General features: G+C 44.4%; 18 protein-coding genes and 1 other RNA gene. 14 read left to right on the top strand and 5 right to left on the bottom strand.

From position 1 onward, the window contains the following. Positions 1–24: 24 nt before the first annotated feature. Both J6I44_RS08620 and J6I44_RS08615 read left to right on the top strand, forming a co-directional pair. A complete protein-coding gene (locus J6I44_RS08620; protein WP_265765669.1) occupies positions 25–1,389 on the top strand; it encodes a sensor histidine kinase in 1,365 nt (454 codons plus the stop codon). 187 nt (positions 1,390–1,576) lie between these two features. After that, entirely contained in the window at positions 1,577–3,937 is a 2,361-nt protein-coding gene (locus J6I44_RS08615; protein ID WP_265765668.1) for a glycosyltransferase, read from the top strand. Between the two features lie 10 nt (positions 3,938–3,947). On the opposite strand, the gene J6I44_RS08610 is transcribed toward J6I44_RS08615, so the two are convergent. After that, positions 3,948–4,805: a transglutaminase family protein gene (locus J6I44_RS08610; RefSeq protein ID WP_265765666.1), complete on the bottom strand. Its 858-nt coding sequence runs from the start codon at positions 4,803–4,805 to the stop codon at positions 3,948–3,950. A gap of 191 nt (positions 4,806–4,996) precedes the next feature. On the opposite strand from J6I44_RS08610, the gene J6I44_RS08605 reads away from it, so the two are divergent. From J6I44_RS08605 to J6I44_RS08575, 7 genes are all read left to right on the top strand, one after another. Beyond that, complete coding sequence (locus J6I44_RS08605; RefSeq protein WP_265765665.1) at positions 4,997–5,347, top strand: four helix bundle protein; 351 nt, start codon at positions 4,997–4,999, stop codon at positions 5,345–5,347. A 43-nt stretch (positions 5,348–5,390) separates the two neighbouring features. After that, entirely contained in the window at positions 5,391–6,614 is a 1,224-nt protein-coding gene (locus J6I44_RS08600) for an arginine deiminase (RefSeq protein ID WP_265765664.1), read from the top strand. 12 nt (positions 6,615–6,626) lie between these two features. Continuing rightward, a complete protein-coding gene (locus J6I44_RS08595) occupies positions 6,627–7,862 on the top strand; it encodes a site-2 protease family protein (protein WP_265765663.1) in 1,236 nt (411 codons plus the stop codon). Positions 7,863–7,926: 64 nt separating this feature from the next. Continuing rightward, positions 7,927–8,346, top strand: coding sequence for a hypothetical protein (locus tag J6I44_RS08590; protein ID WP_265765662.1), 420 nt, complete (start codon positions 7,927–7,929; stop codon positions 8,344–8,346). Positions 8,347–8,411: 65 nt separating this feature from the next. Further along, complete coding sequence (gene smpB, locus J6I44_RS08585) at positions 8,412–8,879, top strand: SsrA-binding protein SmpB (RefSeq protein WP_265765661.1); 468 nt, start codon at positions 8,412–8,414, stop codon at positions 8,877–8,879. An 11-nt stretch (positions 8,880–8,890) separates the two neighbouring features. Further along, positions 8,891–9,667 (top strand): M90 family metallopeptidase, encoded by a 777-nt coding sequence (locus tag J6I44_RS08580; RefSeq protein ID WP_265765660.1) that lies wholly within the window; start codon positions 8,891–8,893, stop codon positions 9,665–9,667. Positions 9,668–9,763: 96 nt separating this feature from the next. Then, on the top strand, positions 9,764–11,011 hold the full coding sequence (locus J6I44_RS08575) for an MFS transporter (RefSeq protein WP_265765659.1): 1,248 nt from the start codon (positions 9,764–9,766) through the stop codon (positions 11,009–11,011). Here the strand turns inward: J6I44_RS08575 and J6I44_RS08570 are convergent. The 4 genes from J6I44_RS08570 to J6I44_RS08555 all read right to left on the bottom strand — a co-directional run bounded on the left by J6I44_RS08570 (position 11,008) and on the right by J6I44_RS08555 (position 13,893). Then, entirely contained in the window at positions 11,008–11,514 is a 507-nt protein-coding gene (locus J6I44_RS08570; protein WP_265765658.1) for an OsmC family protein, read from the bottom strand. The two genes, J6I44_RS08575 and J6I44_RS08570, sit on opposite strands and share 4 nt — an antisense overlap. Before the next feature lie 83 nt (positions 11,515–11,597). After that, an RNA gene (gene rnpB, locus J6I44_RS08565) (RNase P RNA component class A) lies at positions 11,598–11,963 on the bottom strand. A gap of 120 nt (positions 11,964–12,083) precedes the next feature. Further along, positions 12,084–12,818 carry a zinc ribbon domain-containing protein gene (locus J6I44_RS08560; protein WP_265765657.1) on the bottom strand — a complete coding sequence of 245 codons (735 nt, stop codon included), beginning with the start codon at positions 12,816–12,818 and terminating at the stop codon, positions 12,084–12,086. A gap of 19 nt (positions 12,819–12,837) precedes the next feature. Continuing rightward, positions 12,838–13,893 carry a Nif3-like dinuclear metal center hexameric protein gene (locus tag J6I44_RS08555; protein ID WP_265765656.1) on the bottom strand — a complete coding sequence of 352 codons (1,056 nt, stop codon included), beginning with the start codon at positions 13,891–13,893 and terminating at the stop codon, positions 12,838–12,840. Between the two features lie 264 nt (positions 13,894–14,157). Between J6I44_RS08555 and J6I44_RS08550 the strand changes: the two genes are divergently transcribed. The 5 genes from J6I44_RS08550 to J6I44_RS08530 all read left to right on the top strand — a co-directional run bounded on the left by J6I44_RS08550 (position 14,158) and on the right by J6I44_RS08530 (position 16,601). Then, positions 14,158–14,862 (top strand): YggS family pyridoxal phosphate-dependent enzyme, encoded by a 705-nt coding sequence (locus tag J6I44_RS08550; protein WP_265765655.1) that lies wholly within the window; start codon positions 14,158–14,160, stop codon positions 14,860–14,862. 78 nt (positions 14,863–14,940) lie between these two features. Further along, positions 14,941–15,255: a hypothetical protein gene (locus J6I44_RS08545; protein WP_265765654.1), complete on the top strand. Its 315-nt coding sequence runs from the start codon at positions 14,941–14,943 to the stop codon at positions 15,253–15,255. Then, entirely contained in the window at positions 15,252–15,578 is a 327-nt protein-coding gene (locus J6I44_RS08540; RefSeq protein WP_265765653.1) for a hypothetical protein, read from the top strand. The genes J6I44_RS08545 and J6I44_RS08540 overlap by 4 nt, the downstream gene beginning before the upstream one ends. Further along, on the top strand, positions 15,575–15,931 hold the full coding sequence (locus J6I44_RS08535) for a hypothetical protein (RefSeq protein WP_265765652.1): 357 nt from the start codon (positions 15,575–15,577) through the stop codon (positions 15,929–15,931). The genes J6I44_RS08540 and J6I44_RS08535 overlap by 4 nt, the downstream gene beginning before the upstream one ends. A gap of 49 nt (positions 15,932–15,980) precedes the next feature. Beyond that, on the top strand, positions 15,981–16,601 hold the full coding sequence (locus tag J6I44_RS08530) for a DivIVA domain-containing protein (protein ID WP_265765651.1): 621 nt from the start codon (positions 15,981–15,983) through the stop codon (positions 16,599–16,601). The last annotated feature ends 132 nt before the right edge of the window (positions 16,602–16,733 follow it).

Raw genomic sequence — 16,733 nt, 5'->3', positions numbered from 1 at the left:
CTGAATACCAAAAGCTTTACAACCATGCTTAAAAAATTTCGTTTTACTGTTACCTGGCGCATTATCCTGCTGACCGCTATCCTGTTGCTCTGGTGCTACTTACTGGTTCGTACCAAGTATTATGTAAGCATCGGGCTGTTGGGGGTTCTTATTATTTGGCAGGTTATGACCCTCATCCGCTATGTGGAACAAACTAACAGAAAACTGAGTCGTTTTCTGAATTCCATCCGTTACTCTGACTTTTCACTGTCATTTCAAAAGCACAGAAGTGGTGGCTCTTTTGCCGAATTAGATGACGCTTTTTCAACAGTCATCAATGAATTTAAAAAAGAGCGTGCAGAAAAAGAAGAAAATTACCAGTATTTACAGACGGTAGTTCAACATATAGGCATTGGACTTATCTGCTTTAAGAGTAATGGAGCCATTGAACTGCTAAATCCGGCTACCAAACGGTTATTTAATATCCCATCTCTGCGGGATATCAAAGAAATTAAAGAGATCAGCGCCTCTCTCTTTAAAACGATTACTAACCTCCAGAGTGGCAACCGCACATTAGTACGAGTGCTATTAGAAAATAGAACACTACAGCTGGCCGTTTCTGCTACAACATTTCGTATGCGGGGAGACGGTTATAAGTTGATATCTCTTCAAAATATCCACAGCGAATTAGAAGATAAAGAAATGGAGGCCTGGCAAAATCTCACCGATGTACTTGCCCACGAAATTATGAATTCCATAACGCCGATTGCGTCTCTTTCAAATACTATTCAGATACTCATCAACCAACAGACAACCCAGCGTAACGAAACCTACCATGTTAGTTCCCAGGCACTTGATGACGTTCAGGAGGCCCTGGCAACCATCAACAAGCGTAGCCAGGGACTGATGCACTTTGTCAACTCCTACCGCGACTTTACGCAAATTCCCGAGCCCGACCCACAACCATTCCGCATCCTTGAGCTCCTTCGGCGCGTTAAAAACCTGAACAAAGGCGAAGCAATGAGCCAAAACGTCGCCATATCGGTGGAAAGTACACCGGAGGACCTTGAAATTACGGCCGATCCACATCTCATAGAACAGGTTCTTATAAATCTCATTAAAAATGCCTTCCGGATATTAAAACAAACATCCGTCCCCCGCATAAGCCTAACCAGCCGAATTGACAAGCAAGGACACGCCATCATTGAAGTCAAGGATAATGGTCCTGGCATAAAGCCCGAAAATAAACAAAAAATATTTATTCCTTTTTTCAGTACCAATCACTCTGTTTCTCAAAGTGGCTCAGGCATTGGTCTCAGCCTGTCCAGACAAATTATGCACAAACATGAAGGGCAACTTACGGTCTCTTCTGACGAAAAGACGGGTACAACTTTTACTCTTCGATTTTAAGAAATAAAAATGTTTAAACATGATCATTTGCGGTATCTCCCTGCTCAGTCAATTTAAAAGTATAGTCTTATCTTTTTTAACACCCTGTCTAATTCGCCGTATAGTTTCTTCACCGAATAATTTTCGCCTTTTTCGTTTCAGCTCGTATATTTCGACAAAACTAACTTACATTACTTAAATGTAATTTATGCCTAATACGCCGCTGCTTACGGTTACTATTGTAGTTCAGGATCAAAAAGATGTTATTGAAACTACACTTACATCGCTGTATGAATGCTCCGATATCCCTCTTGAGCTCTATGTTATTGATGATGCCTCCTCGGATGGCAGTGACCAAGTTATAGAATCCGTTCTTGATTATTATCAACATGAGCAGACATTTTACTTTCAGCATGAACAAGCAGCCGGCCGCGGATACTGCCTTAATGAAGCCCTTTTACAATGCAGCGGCACGATCTTTTGGGCACCCAACAGTATCAATCAGCTTGATGAAGAGCTGTTCCTGGAGAACCTGGATCGCTTGCACTCTTCTTATCATACGGCTTTGTTGCAGCGAGCGGTTGTTCCTTCAGAACAAGCAGAGTGGCTGGGACTTATAAAACAAGATCAATGGCCCGTCGATGAGTCCTTTATATGGAACCTTTCCAAAATTCCGGCTCAAAACCGATATTTCAGTCCTCATATAGACTCATACTGTGGATTGGAACTGGCTGCCCGCCTTCAAAAACATTCTTACCTGCAGAGCGAAGAACCGTGGTCACGTCCCAACTCGTTGGCAGAAGTCCAACCTCCGAATTCTCTGTTGCAGCAAGAAATCTTATTTTCTCTGCTGCGGGGTACAACGCCGCATGGCGATCAACGGGCCGATATACTGGAAGAACTATGGACGCTAAAACCCAATGACCGCCCGCTTACCGAACGAGATTTTGATATTGATCTGCTTAACGAAGCTGTTAAGCTGATCGATGACGGACGTTTAAACACGGCCCTTGAAAAAATTGAAGAAGTATTGGCAGAGCGTCCCTCCCATCCTGCGGCCAAGCAGCTCAAAATTAAGATATTGGAGAGAAAAAGACGGTTTGTGGAAGCTTCTGAACTTAAACATGAAGTCAACCGCGATACGCCGACCGAACCTGAACAAAAAGAGAATGAAAATCAGCCCGAAACTCCTGTAACGGAGACCACAACAACTGATTCTGAAGAAGTAGTAGAAGAAGAACAAGAAGCCGAAACAGCTGCGCCCAAGTCAGAACCAGAAATCAGTCTTATCATTCCAACGACCATTTATGGGAAAGGAGCCCTGGAACATTGCCTGGTATCCATTTCTGAGCACTGCAATACCGATAACCTTCAGTTAATTGTTATCGATAATGCCAGCCTCGACGATACGCATGATTATCTGCAGGAGCTTCAAGAAAAGCAATTCCTGCAATGTAAGATCATCACTAACAACCAAAACAATGGATTCCCTGCTTCGGTCAATCAGGGCCTGGAAGAAGCAGACACCCCCTATGCCTGTATCATGCATAATGATATTGAATTTACCAGTGATGCGCTGACCCAGCTGAAAGCACTCATGGAGGATCATCCAGAGTATGCTTTAATTGGTCCGGCTACCAACAAAACCTATAATCCTGAGCAGGCAAGCCGTAACATCGAAGCGTCCAGTCCGGGGCTGGTAGAAACCGAATATATCGACAGCTTTTGCATGATGGTGCGAACGGAATCCGGCCTTCGTCTGGATAAAGCCTATGAGTTGGCTTTCTTCGAAGACATAGACCTTTCATTTCAGGCACGAACAGATGGTTATAAAGTCGGCGTTGCACCTCATATCGAGGTAACTCACCATCTGGGTACAACTACCTTTCCGCTGGATTTGGATACCGAAAGCAAGCAATACTGGAAGAATGTCGCCTATTTTAACGAAAAATGGGGCATCGAAAAATTTTCTGAAGAGGAGTTAAAGTCCCTGGGCCCATTCGACCAGCTTCTGGCACTGGATGAGCTGGCCAATCCGCTGTATCCGGAGCAGGAAATTATAGAAGAATTTGAGCGGCTCTTTACCGATGAAATGAAGACAGAAATTTTTAACTCAGACCATGATGCCGAGACACTCTGTCAGCTGGTCCACCTTTTTATGGTTATGGACAAACGAGAAGTTATGCGTCGACTGGAAGATCGCCTGGAGGGCATTGAGTTGCCTGCTTCCCTTATTTACCAGCTGGTGCGGTTCTATTACAATCGTAATATTTATTCGCGCTGTATACACTATCTCGATCAGCTGAAACCTCAAAATGAAAGTCTGCGCGCCGACCTGTATCGACTCGCTATCCAGGTTGAAAACAAGAATTTTGATGAGGCCATCCCCATGTTGCGCCATCTGATGGACCATGCCCCGGCTAATCCAACGCTATACAAGCTGGCGGGTGATATCCATAAATTTAATGGGAATGCCGAAGAAGCAGCTTCTTTCCATAAGCTGGCTAAGCAGATCAATCCCTTCAGGTTTGATAAAACCCCTACGGATGCCTTTGGTTTTGAGCTCTAGGCCTTAGCCGTTAAAGCTCAATCATCATCTCTACTGTCTGGAGTAAGTTTCGCAAACTCTCAGCTTTATGATCGGCCTCCTGTTTTTCATAACTATTAATTAAGTTACGAATGTTGCGGGCCAGAATAGCGGGATAACCGGAAGGACGAAAATGTTCACTCCGGGGGGAAATGCCATTCTGCTTTAAAAAGTAATAGCACTGGTTGTAGCTCACCACTTTTCCATGGTCAAATGGATCAACCAGTACCTCTTCTTGGTCGGACTGGTACATCAGCATAAAGTGGACCGGCATACCGACACCCCGAAAAGGCAAATCCAGCCTGCGCGCAACAAACAAGACGACCAAGGCCAGAGAAATGGGTAAGCCTTCCCGTCGATCAATTACTTTGTTCAGGTAAGAATTGTCCGGACTGTAGTAATTCGTTGTGCTGCCTGAGAATTCCAAATCCGTAAATATCAGATCGAGCACCTTATGCATCTTCTGGATTTCTGATAAAGAGTAGCGAACATCATCGGCTATCATCTGAGCAAAGCGATCCAGCTTTTTCTGGTATTCTTTGGCCCGCAATGTAGGATTATCGAATCGTGCTAAAATAAGGATCGCCTCCTCCAGCTGTTCCAGCGTGTTAAGCCCTCCGGCCAGTACGTCGGTAAAATCCTCTTCGACACTGGTGTAGGTAATCCACTGAATAATTTCATTGATCAGCGACCGCTCATCCTGGTCCGCCGTTTCGTTTTTATGCTCATCGAGCAGCGGCACGGCCGTTTCTCCCAGCTCAAACAGCCGGTTCCGCACCTCTGATTTCACATAGGGATCCGGGTCATCCAGCAGGTAGACAAGCGATTTTATTTCTGATCTGTTAGCCATGTTCTGTATCGTTAATAATATTTGGCTCTGTTTATAGATAGCTATCAACGAAAGTAATCAGTGAATCGTGCAAAAAATAGTCATTCTTCAGCACTTTTTTCATTGAAAATGATTATTTAATAATGGGGTAATCAAGGCGTATATTTCGTGTTCCTAAAAGCTATTAGTCTTAAGAGGCAAGCGGCAAGATTATGAAAAATTTTAAAGAACTGATCGTTTGGCAAAATGGTATGGATATCGTCACCCAGTGCTATAAGCTGGTAGAATACTTACCCGCAAACGAACAATTTAACTTTCGAAATCAAATGACAAGATCTTCCTTATCTATACCTTCTAATATTGCTGAAGGTAGCAGTCGGTCAACCCAAAAAGGATATAAAAGATTTCTTACTATTGCATTAGGCTCAATTTTTGAGCTGGAAACACAAATTATAGCTGCTGTTAATGTTGGACTATTGAACACAAAAAAAGCTGAACCTATTTTAGGCCTTATTGAAGAAGAACAAAAAATGCTCCAGTCGTTTATAAAAACGATCTCTTAAAGCTTGTAGCTTGTCCCTTGCAACTTTAACTATACAACGAACGATGAATTTATCCGTTAATTCTGAAACCGGCCACCTTCAAGGCGTTATTGTTCACACCCCCGGACGAGAGGTGTCGCTGGTCAATCCGGAACTCAAAGACCAACTTCTTTTTGATGATATCATTTTTGAAAATGATGCCCGTCGAGAGCATCTCGGGATGCTGAACGTCTTTAATACAGCCATGCCGGGAGATGGACAAATTCATGAAATACGAGATCTTTTCCTGGAATGCCTCCAGTCTGAAGAGGCCCGCGGCTTTCTTGTGGAACAGCTTGTCAAACAGTTGGGCGATAAAAATATCCACATCATAGAAAAAGAGCTTCTGGCTTTGGAGCCCCATCAATTATTGCAATTTGTGATCGAAGGATCTACGGCTGCTATTGATGGTTTTACCATGCTCCCAACTCCCAATTTGCTGTTCACACGCGACCTTGCCGCCGTTGTTGGAAACAGTATCCTGCTTTCACGTCCAGCTAAAAAAGCACGCCTCCGGGAAGCACTCCTGATGGAGACCCTGGTAAAATTTCATCCCCTGTTTAGCCCATTTCGTGATAACATTATCCATATTGGCCGACAAGAATCTATCGAAGGCGGAGACGTATTGGTCGCCTCCGACAAAGTTGTGCTTATCGGCATGAGCGAGCGCACTTCGTTTAGCGGACTGATGAAGGCAACCGAAGGACTGCTTGCCAATGGTGTTGAGCACGTTTTAGCAGTCGATATTCCCAAACAACGGTCTTCCATGCACCTGGATACCATCTTTACCTTTGCTGATGAAGAGGAATGCATTGCCTTTCCGCCGGCCATCACCGAACGCCAGGATAATGTCGTTGCCTTAAGTACCCGAGGTGGGGCCATCGTTACCGAATCGGTACCCTCTCTGCATGAGGCTCTTGAGCATTACCTGGATCGCCATATGACCTTCATTAAATGCGGTGGTGCCGAGCGTACCAATCAATTTCGTGAACAATGGACCGACGGAGCGAACGTTTTTGCTTTAGCACCCGGTATCATTGTGGGTTATGAACGTAATACCAATACTTTTCGTGAACTAAAAAACCATGGCTACCGTTTGATGAATCAAAGTGAATTCATTGAAGAATTTAAGAATGAACCTTTTGATCCAGCGGATAAGAAAATTGCGATCAAGTTTTTGGGGCATGAACTTTGCCGGGGCCGTGGTGGTGCCCGCTGTATGACGATGCCGATTGCAAGAGCCAAATAAACTATTTTTACCTTGAATAATACACCTCCCCCGAATATTCGTAATCGAGACTTCGATGAAATTACTGTTGATAACTCTACTTCGTGGCCATCCAATACCGGCCCGGATTTAAGTGGCAAAACGATTGCCAAACATCTCGGGCTTTTTATCGTGACTTTTCTTATGGTCTCCTTAGTTGGAACCAGTTTTGTAGGCTTTGATCCTCAATTGTTCCCCTTGGCTTTACCCACAGAGTCAGATTTTTACCGGGGTGTCCTTTTTGCCAGCTTATTACTCGGGTTCCTGGGTGTTCACGAATTTGGGCATTACTTTGCCGCCCTCTATCACAAAATCAAGGTAACGCTTCCCTACTTTATCCCCATTCCTCTTGGTATTGGCACGCTCGGGGCTGTCATCCGGATCAAACAAAAAATCAATGATAACTACAAGATGTTTGATGTGGGCATATCGGGGCCGATTGCTGGCTTTATTATCTCCCTCGGCGTACTGCTCTACGGATTTTCGACCCTGCCGGATGCCTCTTACATCCTACAGTTTGAAGGCCATGAAGCCGTTAAAACCTACGTAGCCCAAAACGGTACCTATCCTGATACACCACCGGGCGAGACCAATGGCAACACCCTCATCCTCGGTAATACGATGCTTTACAGCTTTCTGGCTTCGTTCTTTGAAAATGTACCGCCCATGTGGGAAATGTATCACTATCCCTTCCTCTTTGCCGGCTGGCTGGGGCTTTTCTTTACCGCCCTTAACCTAATGCCGCTGGGCCAGTTAGACGGCGGGCACATTTTATACTCCCTCATTGGCTTTAAGAAACACCGGCTGGTTGCTCGTATCTTTTTCGGACTGCTGATTACCCTGGCGGGTATCGAAGCCGTGCCTTTTATCTACCTGTCAATAGCCCAAACCGGGATTGCCTTTCATGCCTTAAGTTGGTTTATCTGGGGCACAGTGCTATTTTTGCTGCTCCGGAAAGTACTACAAAATAACTTCCAGTGGATAGTTCCACTGCTTTTGGGTTCCCTCATCGCCTCGGCAGCCTATTCATACCTTTATATTGGTAACATTACGACAACCGGCTCTATGATCTGGGTGGTATGGTCCTTTTTTACGGCCTTTATGGTGGGTATTGAACATCCTCCGGCTATCTATGAACGACCGTTAGACCCCATGCGCTCTACGCTGGGATGGCTGAGTATGGCTATTTTTATCTTATGCATTAGTCCGAACCCAATATATTTGATATAGCTATCTTTTCCTTATCTTTGGGTATTCCCATTACAAATTCTAAATCCCTAATTTGACCTCTTTCATGCGTTACTTTTCACTGCTGCTACTCTCTATCGCCTTTATTGCTTGTTCATCTTCGACACCAGAGGATCTTTCCAAAAAGATTGACCAACTGATTGCAGAGGATAGTTATCAACAGGCTATTGAATTGCTTGAAAATGCAGACCCGAATAATGTAGATGCGGATCTGCCCAAGCTAAAAGAAAAAACTTATTTGAACTATGGGCTGTTTCTTGAATACCGGGGCCCCGAAGACAGCAGCATGCGTGATCGTATGACCTCAGCCCTGGAGCAGTATATAAAAGTGCTGAATCTCAATCCGGATAATCAAAAGGCACGGTCTGAGATCAAACAAATTATGAGCATTTACGATACCATGCCCAATCGCACTCCCGGCGAAGATATCATGAACCAGTTACGTGAGCTTGGGTTTGATTACTGAATCAGCTGACAGCTTCTACAAGATAGGACCTATATAACTCGGTAATACTTACAAATTTTTTAACTATGTCCACCAGCACACCAACCATCAAAAATCGTAAAGCCCGCCATGAGTATCATATTGAAGATACCTATGAAGCGGGACTGGTGCTGCAAGGCACGGAGGTAAAGTCCCTGCGGAATGGCAACGCCAGCCTCAGTGAATCTTTTGCTCATTTGCACGATGGAGAAGTTTGGCTGCATGACATGTACATCAAACCGTACAAACAAGGTTCTTACACCAATCATGACGAGCGCCGCAAGAGAAAACTACTGCTTAACAAGCGCGAAATTCGTGAAATGGACAAAGCAATTTCGCAAAAGGGTTATACGCTCATCCCCTTGAAACTGTATTTCAAGAAGGGCTATGCCAAAATTCTGCTGGGTATCGCCAAAGGTAAGCAACAGCATGATAAGCGGCAGGATATCAAAGAGCGAGATACCAAGCGCGAACTTGAGCGTAAGTATAAAGGAACGTATAAAATCAATATGTAATAGCTTCGTGTATGTTCGGATTAAAAAAATGGCGCCGTAACCGGTGGATGAAGCGCCCCTTTCCGGACGATTGGGAGTCCATCCTCTATCAAAACGTGCCTTATGTACAGCACCTTCCTGCTAAGATGCAGACCAAACTAAAAGGCCTGATTACTGTTTTTCTGAAAGAAAAAACCTATGAAGGCTGCGCCGGGCTTGAGCTCACGGACGAAATAAGAGTTACTATTGCAGCACAAGCATGCATCCTGATGCTGGGCGTTGATGATCTTTCCTACTTTTATGATGAACTTCGGTCCATACTGGTGTATCCGGAATCGTATGTCGTGAAAATTAAGAATCGGCACGACAGCTTTTTTGTTCAGGAAGGATTTCAAAAACGTCATGGCGAGGCCTGGTCTCATGGCAATGTGGTGCTGGCCTGGGATGAAGTCAAGAAAGGCGCTTCTGATATCCATGATGGCCAAAACCTGGTGTTTCACGAATTTGCTCATCAACTTGATTATGAATACGGAGCTACCAATCAGGTTGAAGATCAGTATGAAGATTCGCAATTCCTTTCGTGGGCACGCGTGGTCGGTAACGAATATAAAAAACTGTTAACGGCCCTGCATAAAAATCAACAAACGCTGATTGACAGCTATGGAGCAACCAACCTGGCAGAGTTTTTTGCGGTAATCACCGAATGTTTTTTTGAAAAACCTCGGCAGCTTAAGAACGAACATCCGGCTCTTTACGAGCAGTTAAAAGAGTTTTATAAGCAAGATCCCGCCTCCTATATCAAATCTTAATATTCTTACAACTAATCAGATAAATTCAGGAACGATTTCCTCTCGAATACGTTCGTATACCATTATTCATTAATTGACAAAACTAAAAGCTCTTCCTTGTCTCCAAAGAATAAACTCATTGAAAAACTTGGTATCAACAAAGGCATCTTAGCCCTCTCTGTAGCTCGCATGGCAGATGCTATGGGTAACAGTATTCTTTTTATCCTGATTCCTCTTTATGTAGCCAAACTTCCCAAGGAGCATATCGATTTCGCCGTTCCCATCCTGGTAGGCATACTGATCTCCCTGTTTGGATTTATTACGGCTATCTTCCAGCCATTAATGGGAGCACTTAGTGATAGACTCAATAAACGGAAAGTGCTCATTCAACTCGGGCTGACACTCATTGGCGTCAGCACCCTGTTCTTTATCTTTGCTGACAATTTTTTGCATCTGCTTATTTTAAGAACGTTGCAGGGAGTGGGTGTGGCTCTTACTATACCGGCATCACTATCACTGATGACGGGCATTACTGAAAAACAGAGCCGAGGTGGATCGATGGGCGTATACAGCACCTTTCGAATTACTGGCTTTGCCATCGGTCCGGTCATCGGGGGGTATCTACAGGTGCATTATGGCTTTGATGCCGCTTTCTATCTTGGATCTGGCTTAATTTTTCTCGCTATGATATTGGTACAAAGCTGGGTTAAAGAAATTAAAATAGAAGTGGATGATAATATAAATCAACGGCTTAAAGTCTTCGACTTATCCTTATATGGCTCCGGCATTTTAACGGCTGCATTAGCTACCTTTACCATGGCCTGCTGTTTTTCTATGGTTACCACATTAGAGAATGAGTTTAATGCCCGGCTGGATATGACGGCCATTGGCTTCAGTATAGCTTTTAGTATGCTGATGGTCAGCCGTCTCATCTTTCAAGTTCCTCTCGGACACTTTTCTGACAAATGGGGTCGTAAACCCTTTATCCTGGCAGGCCTTATTCTCATGGGATTCACGACCATTGCACTGGGAGAAGTTCAAACCATGACCCAGCTCATCGTTGTGCGTCTGTTACAGGGTATTGCAGCTGCAGGAATCGCCGCCCCTTCTTTTGCGCTGGCTGCAGACCTATCCAAGACTGGTGGAGAAGGGCGGCAGATGAGCGTCGTTACCATGGGGTTTGGGCTTGGCATTGCTGTCGGCCCACTTTTGGCAGGCCTGCTAACCGTAGTTTTCTTTGAGCTTCCTTTTCTAATAATAGGAGCTGCCACCTTAATTGGCTCTTGGGTAATCTACAAACATATGCCCGAGACCGTCCGTGGTGAAAGAACGTTATTTACCTATGGTGGTCCTTCGTTGGATTAATGCAGTGAGACCTCTGTATGTAACTCCAGGCTATTTTTCAGCGTCTGGAAAACAACGCAATACCGTTCCGTCACTTCAATAAGCTTCTCAAGCTTTTTAGGCTTTGCATCACTTTCCAGGTCAAAGAATAAGGTAATGGATTCAAAACCTACCGGCGCCTCCCGGGAGATCCCCAGGGTTCCCTTAAAATCCAGCACTCCTTCAGCTCGTATAGTACCCTTGTCGAGGGTAATATCCCAGGCCGTAGCTACCGACTTTAGCGTCACTCCGGCACAGGCTACCAACGCCTCCAGCAACATATCACCGGAACAAGCTTGCGAACCATCACCACCGGTAGCCGGATGTAGTCCTGCCTCTGCCATTCCGGCGAATGTATCGACCTTACAACTTATACCTTCACCCAACGCTCCTTCAGCATGCAGGGTTATCTCGGCCTTCTCTGGATTTGTTTTATAGTCCTCCTTCAGGGGCTGCTGAAGCGCACGTAAGTCTTTTGAATTCATAATTTTTCGAAAATATTAATTCATTAAAATCATTCTCTATCATAAAACAAAAGGCCGCCCTTCCTGGACGGCCTTCTCATGAAATTCCCGGATAGCCTGTAAGCCGAATTCTGTATATGGCAATCATTTATCTGGTTCCTGAATCACTTCAGGACTCAAGCACTTCACCCGGCAGTATAGCGACAAGCAGCACACTGCCTGCATAAGCTTGCACCCCGTGAGGTTTACCCTGCCCCCGAATGTTACCACCGGGGCGGTGAGCTCTTACCTCGCCTTTTCACCTTTTCCCCCGACGTATCGAGGGTAGTATGTTTTCTGTGGCACTTTCTATCCTCCCGAATGCTCGGGCGAATCTTCCCGTTAGGAAGCACGGTGCTTGTAGGTGTTCGGACTTTCCTCCCGCCCATGCCAAAGCTTTGGCAAAGGCGAGCGATTGCCCGACTATCCGCTCATAAAATACGGAAAATATGCCGGAAAAGAATCAGCAGAAGTACCTATACTAATAAAAAAGATGTACCACATCGCAAGTTGATGAGTACATCTTTTCTAAAGAGGTCAAAAACTACGCTTTACAGTGAAAGCTGTTTTTTCGCTGTCTTAAAAAATGATGGATGCACAACAATTCGGCCACTGTTCTCGTCAATGATAATCTTATTCTTATGACGAACTTCGACCTGTGTTTGCGGTGGCAGTGCCATCCCCAGTGCAGCTCCTTTTTCCATTGGAACAACAGCTAACCCATTAGACAGTCCGTTACGGAGCCGCTTATAACTTCTCAGGTATCGCTTACTGATATCTTCTTCTACCTCTTCTCGCTTCTTAATCAGCATTTCTTCCTCTTCTTCGGTCTCTTTGACCACTTTGTCGAGGTTTTCTTTCTTTTCCTGGTGCAGCTCTTGCACTTCCTCAAGCTGCTCTTGGGCTACTTCTATTTCGGGATCAACCTGCTCGAGTCGCTTTTCAACCTCTTCCTTACGAGACTGGGCATTTTCGATAACCTGTTTCTGAGACTCAATCTCTTTGGTCAGTGCATCATACTCCCGGTTATTCCGGACCGACATCTGCTGCTCCTCATACTTATCCATCTTGTTCTGAGCATCTTTGATCTCAAGCGCAAGATTATCTTTCTCAACCTGAAGCTCCTTCTTCTCTTCTTCAAGTCGTTTGATCTTGGCCTCTTTGCGGTTGATGTCAGTCTCAATATCCAGAATCTCTTCTGGCAGATCTCCCCGTAGCTGCGTTAGCTCATCAATTCTGCTATCGATATATTGAAGATTGGCTAATTGTTGAAGTACTTCTTCCATAAATTTACGTTATCGTCGTTTATTCCTGCGGATTTTGTTTTTGGTCAGGTATAAAAACCTGCATTGGATTGGTGATTGCTTGCGTCTCAAGAACCTCAACTCGCTCAAATGCTTCACTGAGTTCTTGCTGAAGTGCAGACACCATCGGCACTTCACTTTCATAATGGCCTACATCGACCAGTAAAAAATTTTCTGTATCAGTAAAGTAATCGTGATATTTAATGTCGGCGGTCACAAAGGCCTGGGCGCCCTGTGCAATGGCTGTACGTGCCAAAGAAACGCCCGCTCCTCCACAAACGGCTACTTTCTTAATGCGATCAATCGAACCAGAAAACCGTATTGCTTCTACATTCAATGCTTCGGAAACTAATTCCAGAAACTGCTCCTGCGTTAATCCCTTATCCCGATAAAAGCCTACAACGCCCATCCCCACATTGTTCGATGGGCTAGCTACTTCCATGACCTGGAAGCTACCCCGATCCAGCAACCCATTTTTATTCAATTCTTTTTTTAGGTCACCTACATTATGTTCATCCATAATGGCTTCGTAGGTGTACTGGTCACTCTTACGACCTTCTACCTTATAATAATGGGCTTCTTCAGCTGAATAATAGTTCAGTAACTTTAAAACTGACTCGCTATCGGAATGATTGGTAGTAAGAACAATCTTACGACTTATATTATAGCCATTATCCAAAAACTTTAAGTTTTTGAGCTTTAGCTTCTGTCCCAACACAAAAGAAACGCCATCCAGTGCGGCATCCAGGTTCGTATGGGCCGCAATCAGGGCAATATCATTTTTAATTAATTTGAATATAATTTCCCCCTGCTCATTGGTGGGGTTAATACGATCAATACCCTTAAAAATCAATGGGTGGTGAGCGACGATAAGATCACAGTTTCGCTCAATGGCTTCCGCTACCACTTCCAGGGTAACGTCAAGACAAGTTAAGATTCTGGTAGTTTGCTGATTAGGATCTCCGACTAATAAACCAACGTTATCGTAGTCGAGTTTTGTGCTGGGCGGTGCCCATTGATGGAGGAAGGTAGAAATATGCTGAACCTGAACGTTCATGCGAGCTATCGGCCCCCGTATTTTAGCGTTGCGATTTTATCTCGCCTGCGCCTGAACCGAGGCATAAATAATTCAGAGTAGGAATAAAAGATACTCAGGATAGAGAGTAATAATTTATAATTCTGTCTTTTCATTCAGACCCTTAAAATAGCATTTTAATACCTTTCTTAAAAGCTTATTTTAATATCAGTTGCTTCCCTCTCATTTGGGGAGGCCTGATTTCTAAAAGTATTAGTTTTAAATTTCAAAACTGACTGCTACTCCATGGCCGAAGATATTTGCCACAATATTACCACTGTTTCGAATCGTATTCAAAAAGCTTGTCAACGGGCAGGCCGCAATCCCGACGAAGTACAGCTCATAGCTGTGAGTAAGCTGAAGCCACTGGAGGATATTAAAAGGGCGTTTAAATGCGGACAACTTCATTTTGGAGAAAACCGAGCCAAAGAGCTCCAGGATAAGATGGCGGACTATGAGGAAGAGTCCCTACAGTGGCATATGGTCGGCAACCTCCAGACCAATAAAATCAAATATATGGTGGATCGCGTGAACTGGATCCACTCTATTGAAAAGAAAAAATATCTGCGCGAGATCGAAAAGCGGGCCTCCCGTATCGATCGGATCATCAACACGCTCATCCAAATTAATATTAGCGGAGAAGATCAAAAAAGCGGGTGCACAGCCGAGGATGTCCCGGATATCCTGGAATATGCACAGGGGCTTAAGCATGTGCGCGTCCGTGGACTGATGGGCATGGCAACGTATGTAGGCCCGGATGAAGCGGAACAGGTGCGTCCCCAATTCCAGCAATTACGGGAAATCCGTGATCAGCTCCGTACTTATGAGGCTGACAGTGTTCAACTGGATGAACTTTCGATGGGCATGACCAATGATATGGAAGTAGCTATCGAAGAAGGCGCCACCATGGTACGGGTTGGTCGTGCTATTTTTGGCGAACGCAACTATTAAGCGACAAAATCGTTATAAGAGTGTTTCAATCTCCCTAAGATTTAGTACATTACCTTCTTGTAACCAAAATAAAGAATTATGACGATCTGGATTTTCTTAATTGTTATTGTATCCGTCGTCGGTGGATTAATCATCGAATACCAGAAGAATAAGATGCAGATGATGGGTAAAAGCCAGCAGAATGAAGAAGAAGTGGAAGAACTTCGTAAACTGGTCAACTCCATGAAGGGTCGTATTGAAAACCTGGAAGCCATTGCGGCGGGCAGTCCTGATGATTTTTCAACCGGCGCCGGCAAAGGAATGGCGGAAATTGAGATTGAAGATGAACCATCCATCAAAGAAGAAAATAAACAGCAAGTTTCAGATATCGCGGATAAACGGAGGACACGATGATAGAAGCATTAGTGGCTATTGTATTTCTGGCCTTTGGGGCAAGCCTGGGCTTTTTGACATTGTGGAAAATTTATCACGTCGTGAAGGCTTCAATTGAAAAAAACAAGCATGAAAATAAGATTGCTATTACGGAAGAAGACTTCGATCGGATGGCTCGTGCTTTTATTGAACACAAAAAAGAAATGAGCCAGCGGTTAAAAAACATCGAAGCTTCACTGGACGGAAATCCACAGAATTCTGTACGGATAGAATCGCCTGAGGAACGAAATTCTTCACCACAATTAAATAATGATCTTAACCAGAAACAGAGGGTCCAGCAATGAGTTTTGAAGAAATGGTCGTTGCACTGGTAGGTGCCATCGGGGGTATTGCACTGGTCGGTTTTATTGTAGCTAAAGTAACCGGCCTCATAAAAGCCTGGATCAATCGTACCAACACAAAAATCACGGAAAAGGATTTTGACCGACTGGCTAAAGCATTTGTAGAACATAAAAAAGACACTAATCGGCGGATTCAAAACCTTGAAGCTATCATTTCAGAGGACTCTTCTTCATCAACATCATCTGCGGATCAGATTGAAGCACCCAAACAGACGATTGAAATTGATGAGCAGGAAGAGCAACAGGAGTCAACCGAAGGAAATAACAATAACCTCCGGAACATGCTTAACGAATAACGACTAAAAGACCACTTGTTAACATTTCTGATTTTAGGGCACTTTTGATATGAAATTAACGGCACTTGAGATTAAGCAACAAAACTTTGATAAATCCTTGCGCGGCTATGACAAGGCCGAAGTCGAAGCTTTTCTAAACCTGATGTCCAACGAATGGGAACACATGGTTGGCAAAAACCGGGAGCTCCAGAAAAAAATTGAAGAGCTCGAAGAAAAGCTTAAACATTACGAACGTGTGGAAGAGGCGCTGCACGAAACGCTGCAAACCGCTAAAGAGTCGGCCGAACAGAAGTTGACCGGTGCGCGCCGCGAGGCTCAAACAAAAATAGAAAAGGCCGAAATGGAGGCCGAATCCATTATCCGGGAAGCCACCCAGCAGCGCCAACAAGTGCGGCAAAGCATTATTCGACTGCTCGACCGGCGCAAAGAAATTATTGGCGGTATCCGATCTTACCTGGAAATGGCCCAGGAATCTCTGGAGCAATTTTCAAAAGATGAGGCTTCTTTATTCAACCTTCCTGATGATGAAGCTAAAATATCAGACAGCTTAAAAGAGCGAGCCGAACGACGCCATAAAGCTGCTGACAAACAAAATAATAACCAAGACGATCCACAACCACTCCCCCCCGGTGCTGAAAATGTTGATGATATCATCGATGAGCTGGACTAATAGATAGACAACAGGGCTATAAGGGATCAAGGTGGCCCTTATTCCTTTCAAGGCTTCAATACACAGTGGTCTAATTGGTAATCCGGAGGCACGGATTTCCAACCTATACCCTTATCTCTTATTCCCCTACCT

Source organism: Fodinibius salsisoli (genome assembly GCF_026229185.1).
Taxonomy (GTDB): domain Bacteria; phylum Bacteroidota; class Rhodothermia; order Balneolales; family Balneolaceae; genus Fodinibius; species Fodinibius salsisoli.
This window is presented reverse-complemented; position numbering and strand designations above follow the sequence as displayed.

Excerpts from the sequence above, each read along its gene's own strand:
- J6I44_RS08620 (WP_265765669.1), top strand. The coding sequence starts at position 25 with ATGCTTAAAAAATTTCGTTTTACTGTTACCTGGCGCATTATCCTGCTG.
- J6I44_RS08615 (WP_265765668.1), top strand. The coding sequence starts at position 1,577 with ATGCCTAATACGCCGCTGCTTACGGTTACTATTGTAGTTCAGGATCAA.
- J6I44_RS08610 (WP_265765666.1), bottom strand. The coding sequence starts at position 4,805 with ATGGCTAACAGATCAGAAATAAAATCGCTTGTCTACCTGCTGGATGAC.
- J6I44_RS08605 (WP_265765665.1), top strand. The coding sequence starts at position 4,997 with ATGAAAAATTTTAAAGAACTGATCGTTTGGCAAAATGGTATGGATATC.
- J6I44_RS08600 (WP_265765664.1), top strand. The coding sequence starts at position 5,391 with ATGAATTTATCCGTTAATTCTGAAACCGGCCACCTTCAAGGCGTTATT.
- J6I44_RS08590 (WP_265765662.1), top strand. The coding sequence starts at position 7,927 with ATGCGTTACTTTTCACTGCTGCTACTCTCTATCGCCTTTATTGCTTGT.
- smpB (WP_265765661.1), top strand. The coding sequence starts at position 8,412 with ATGTCCACCAGCACACCAACCATCAAAAATCGTAAAGCCCGCCATGAG.
- J6I44_RS08580 (WP_265765660.1), top strand. The coding sequence starts at position 8,891 with ATGTTCGGATTAAAAAAATGGCGCCGTAACCGGTGGATGAAGCGCCCC.
- J6I44_RS08570 (WP_265765658.1), bottom strand. The coding sequence starts at position 11,514 with ATGAATTCAAAAGACTTACGTGCGCTTCAGCAGCCCCTGAAGGAGGAC.
- J6I44_RS08560 (WP_265765657.1), bottom strand. The coding sequence starts at position 12,818 with ATGGAAGAAGTACTTCAACAATTAGCCAATCTTCAATATATCGATAGC.
- J6I44_RS08555 (WP_265765656.1), bottom strand. The coding sequence starts at position 13,893 with ATGAACGTTCAGGTTCAGCATATTTCTACCTTCCTCCATCAATGGGCA.
- J6I44_RS08550 (WP_265765655.1), top strand. The coding sequence starts at position 14,158 with ATGGCCGAAGATATTTGCCACAATATTACCACTGTTTCGAATCGTATT.
- J6I44_RS08545 (WP_265765654.1), top strand. The coding sequence starts at position 14,941 with ATGACGATCTGGATTTTCTTAATTGTTATTGTATCCGTCGTCGGTGGA.
- J6I44_RS08540 (WP_265765653.1), top strand. The coding sequence starts at position 15,252 with ATGATAGAAGCATTAGTGGCTATTGTATTTCTGGCCTTTGGGGCAAGC.
- J6I44_RS08535 (WP_265765652.1), top strand. The coding sequence starts at position 15,575 with ATGAGTTTTGAAGAAATGGTCGTTGCACTGGTAGGTGCCATCGGGGGT.
- J6I44_RS08530 (WP_265765651.1), top strand. The coding sequence starts at position 15,981 with ATGAAATTAACGGCACTTGAGATTAAGCAACAAAACTTTGATAAATCC.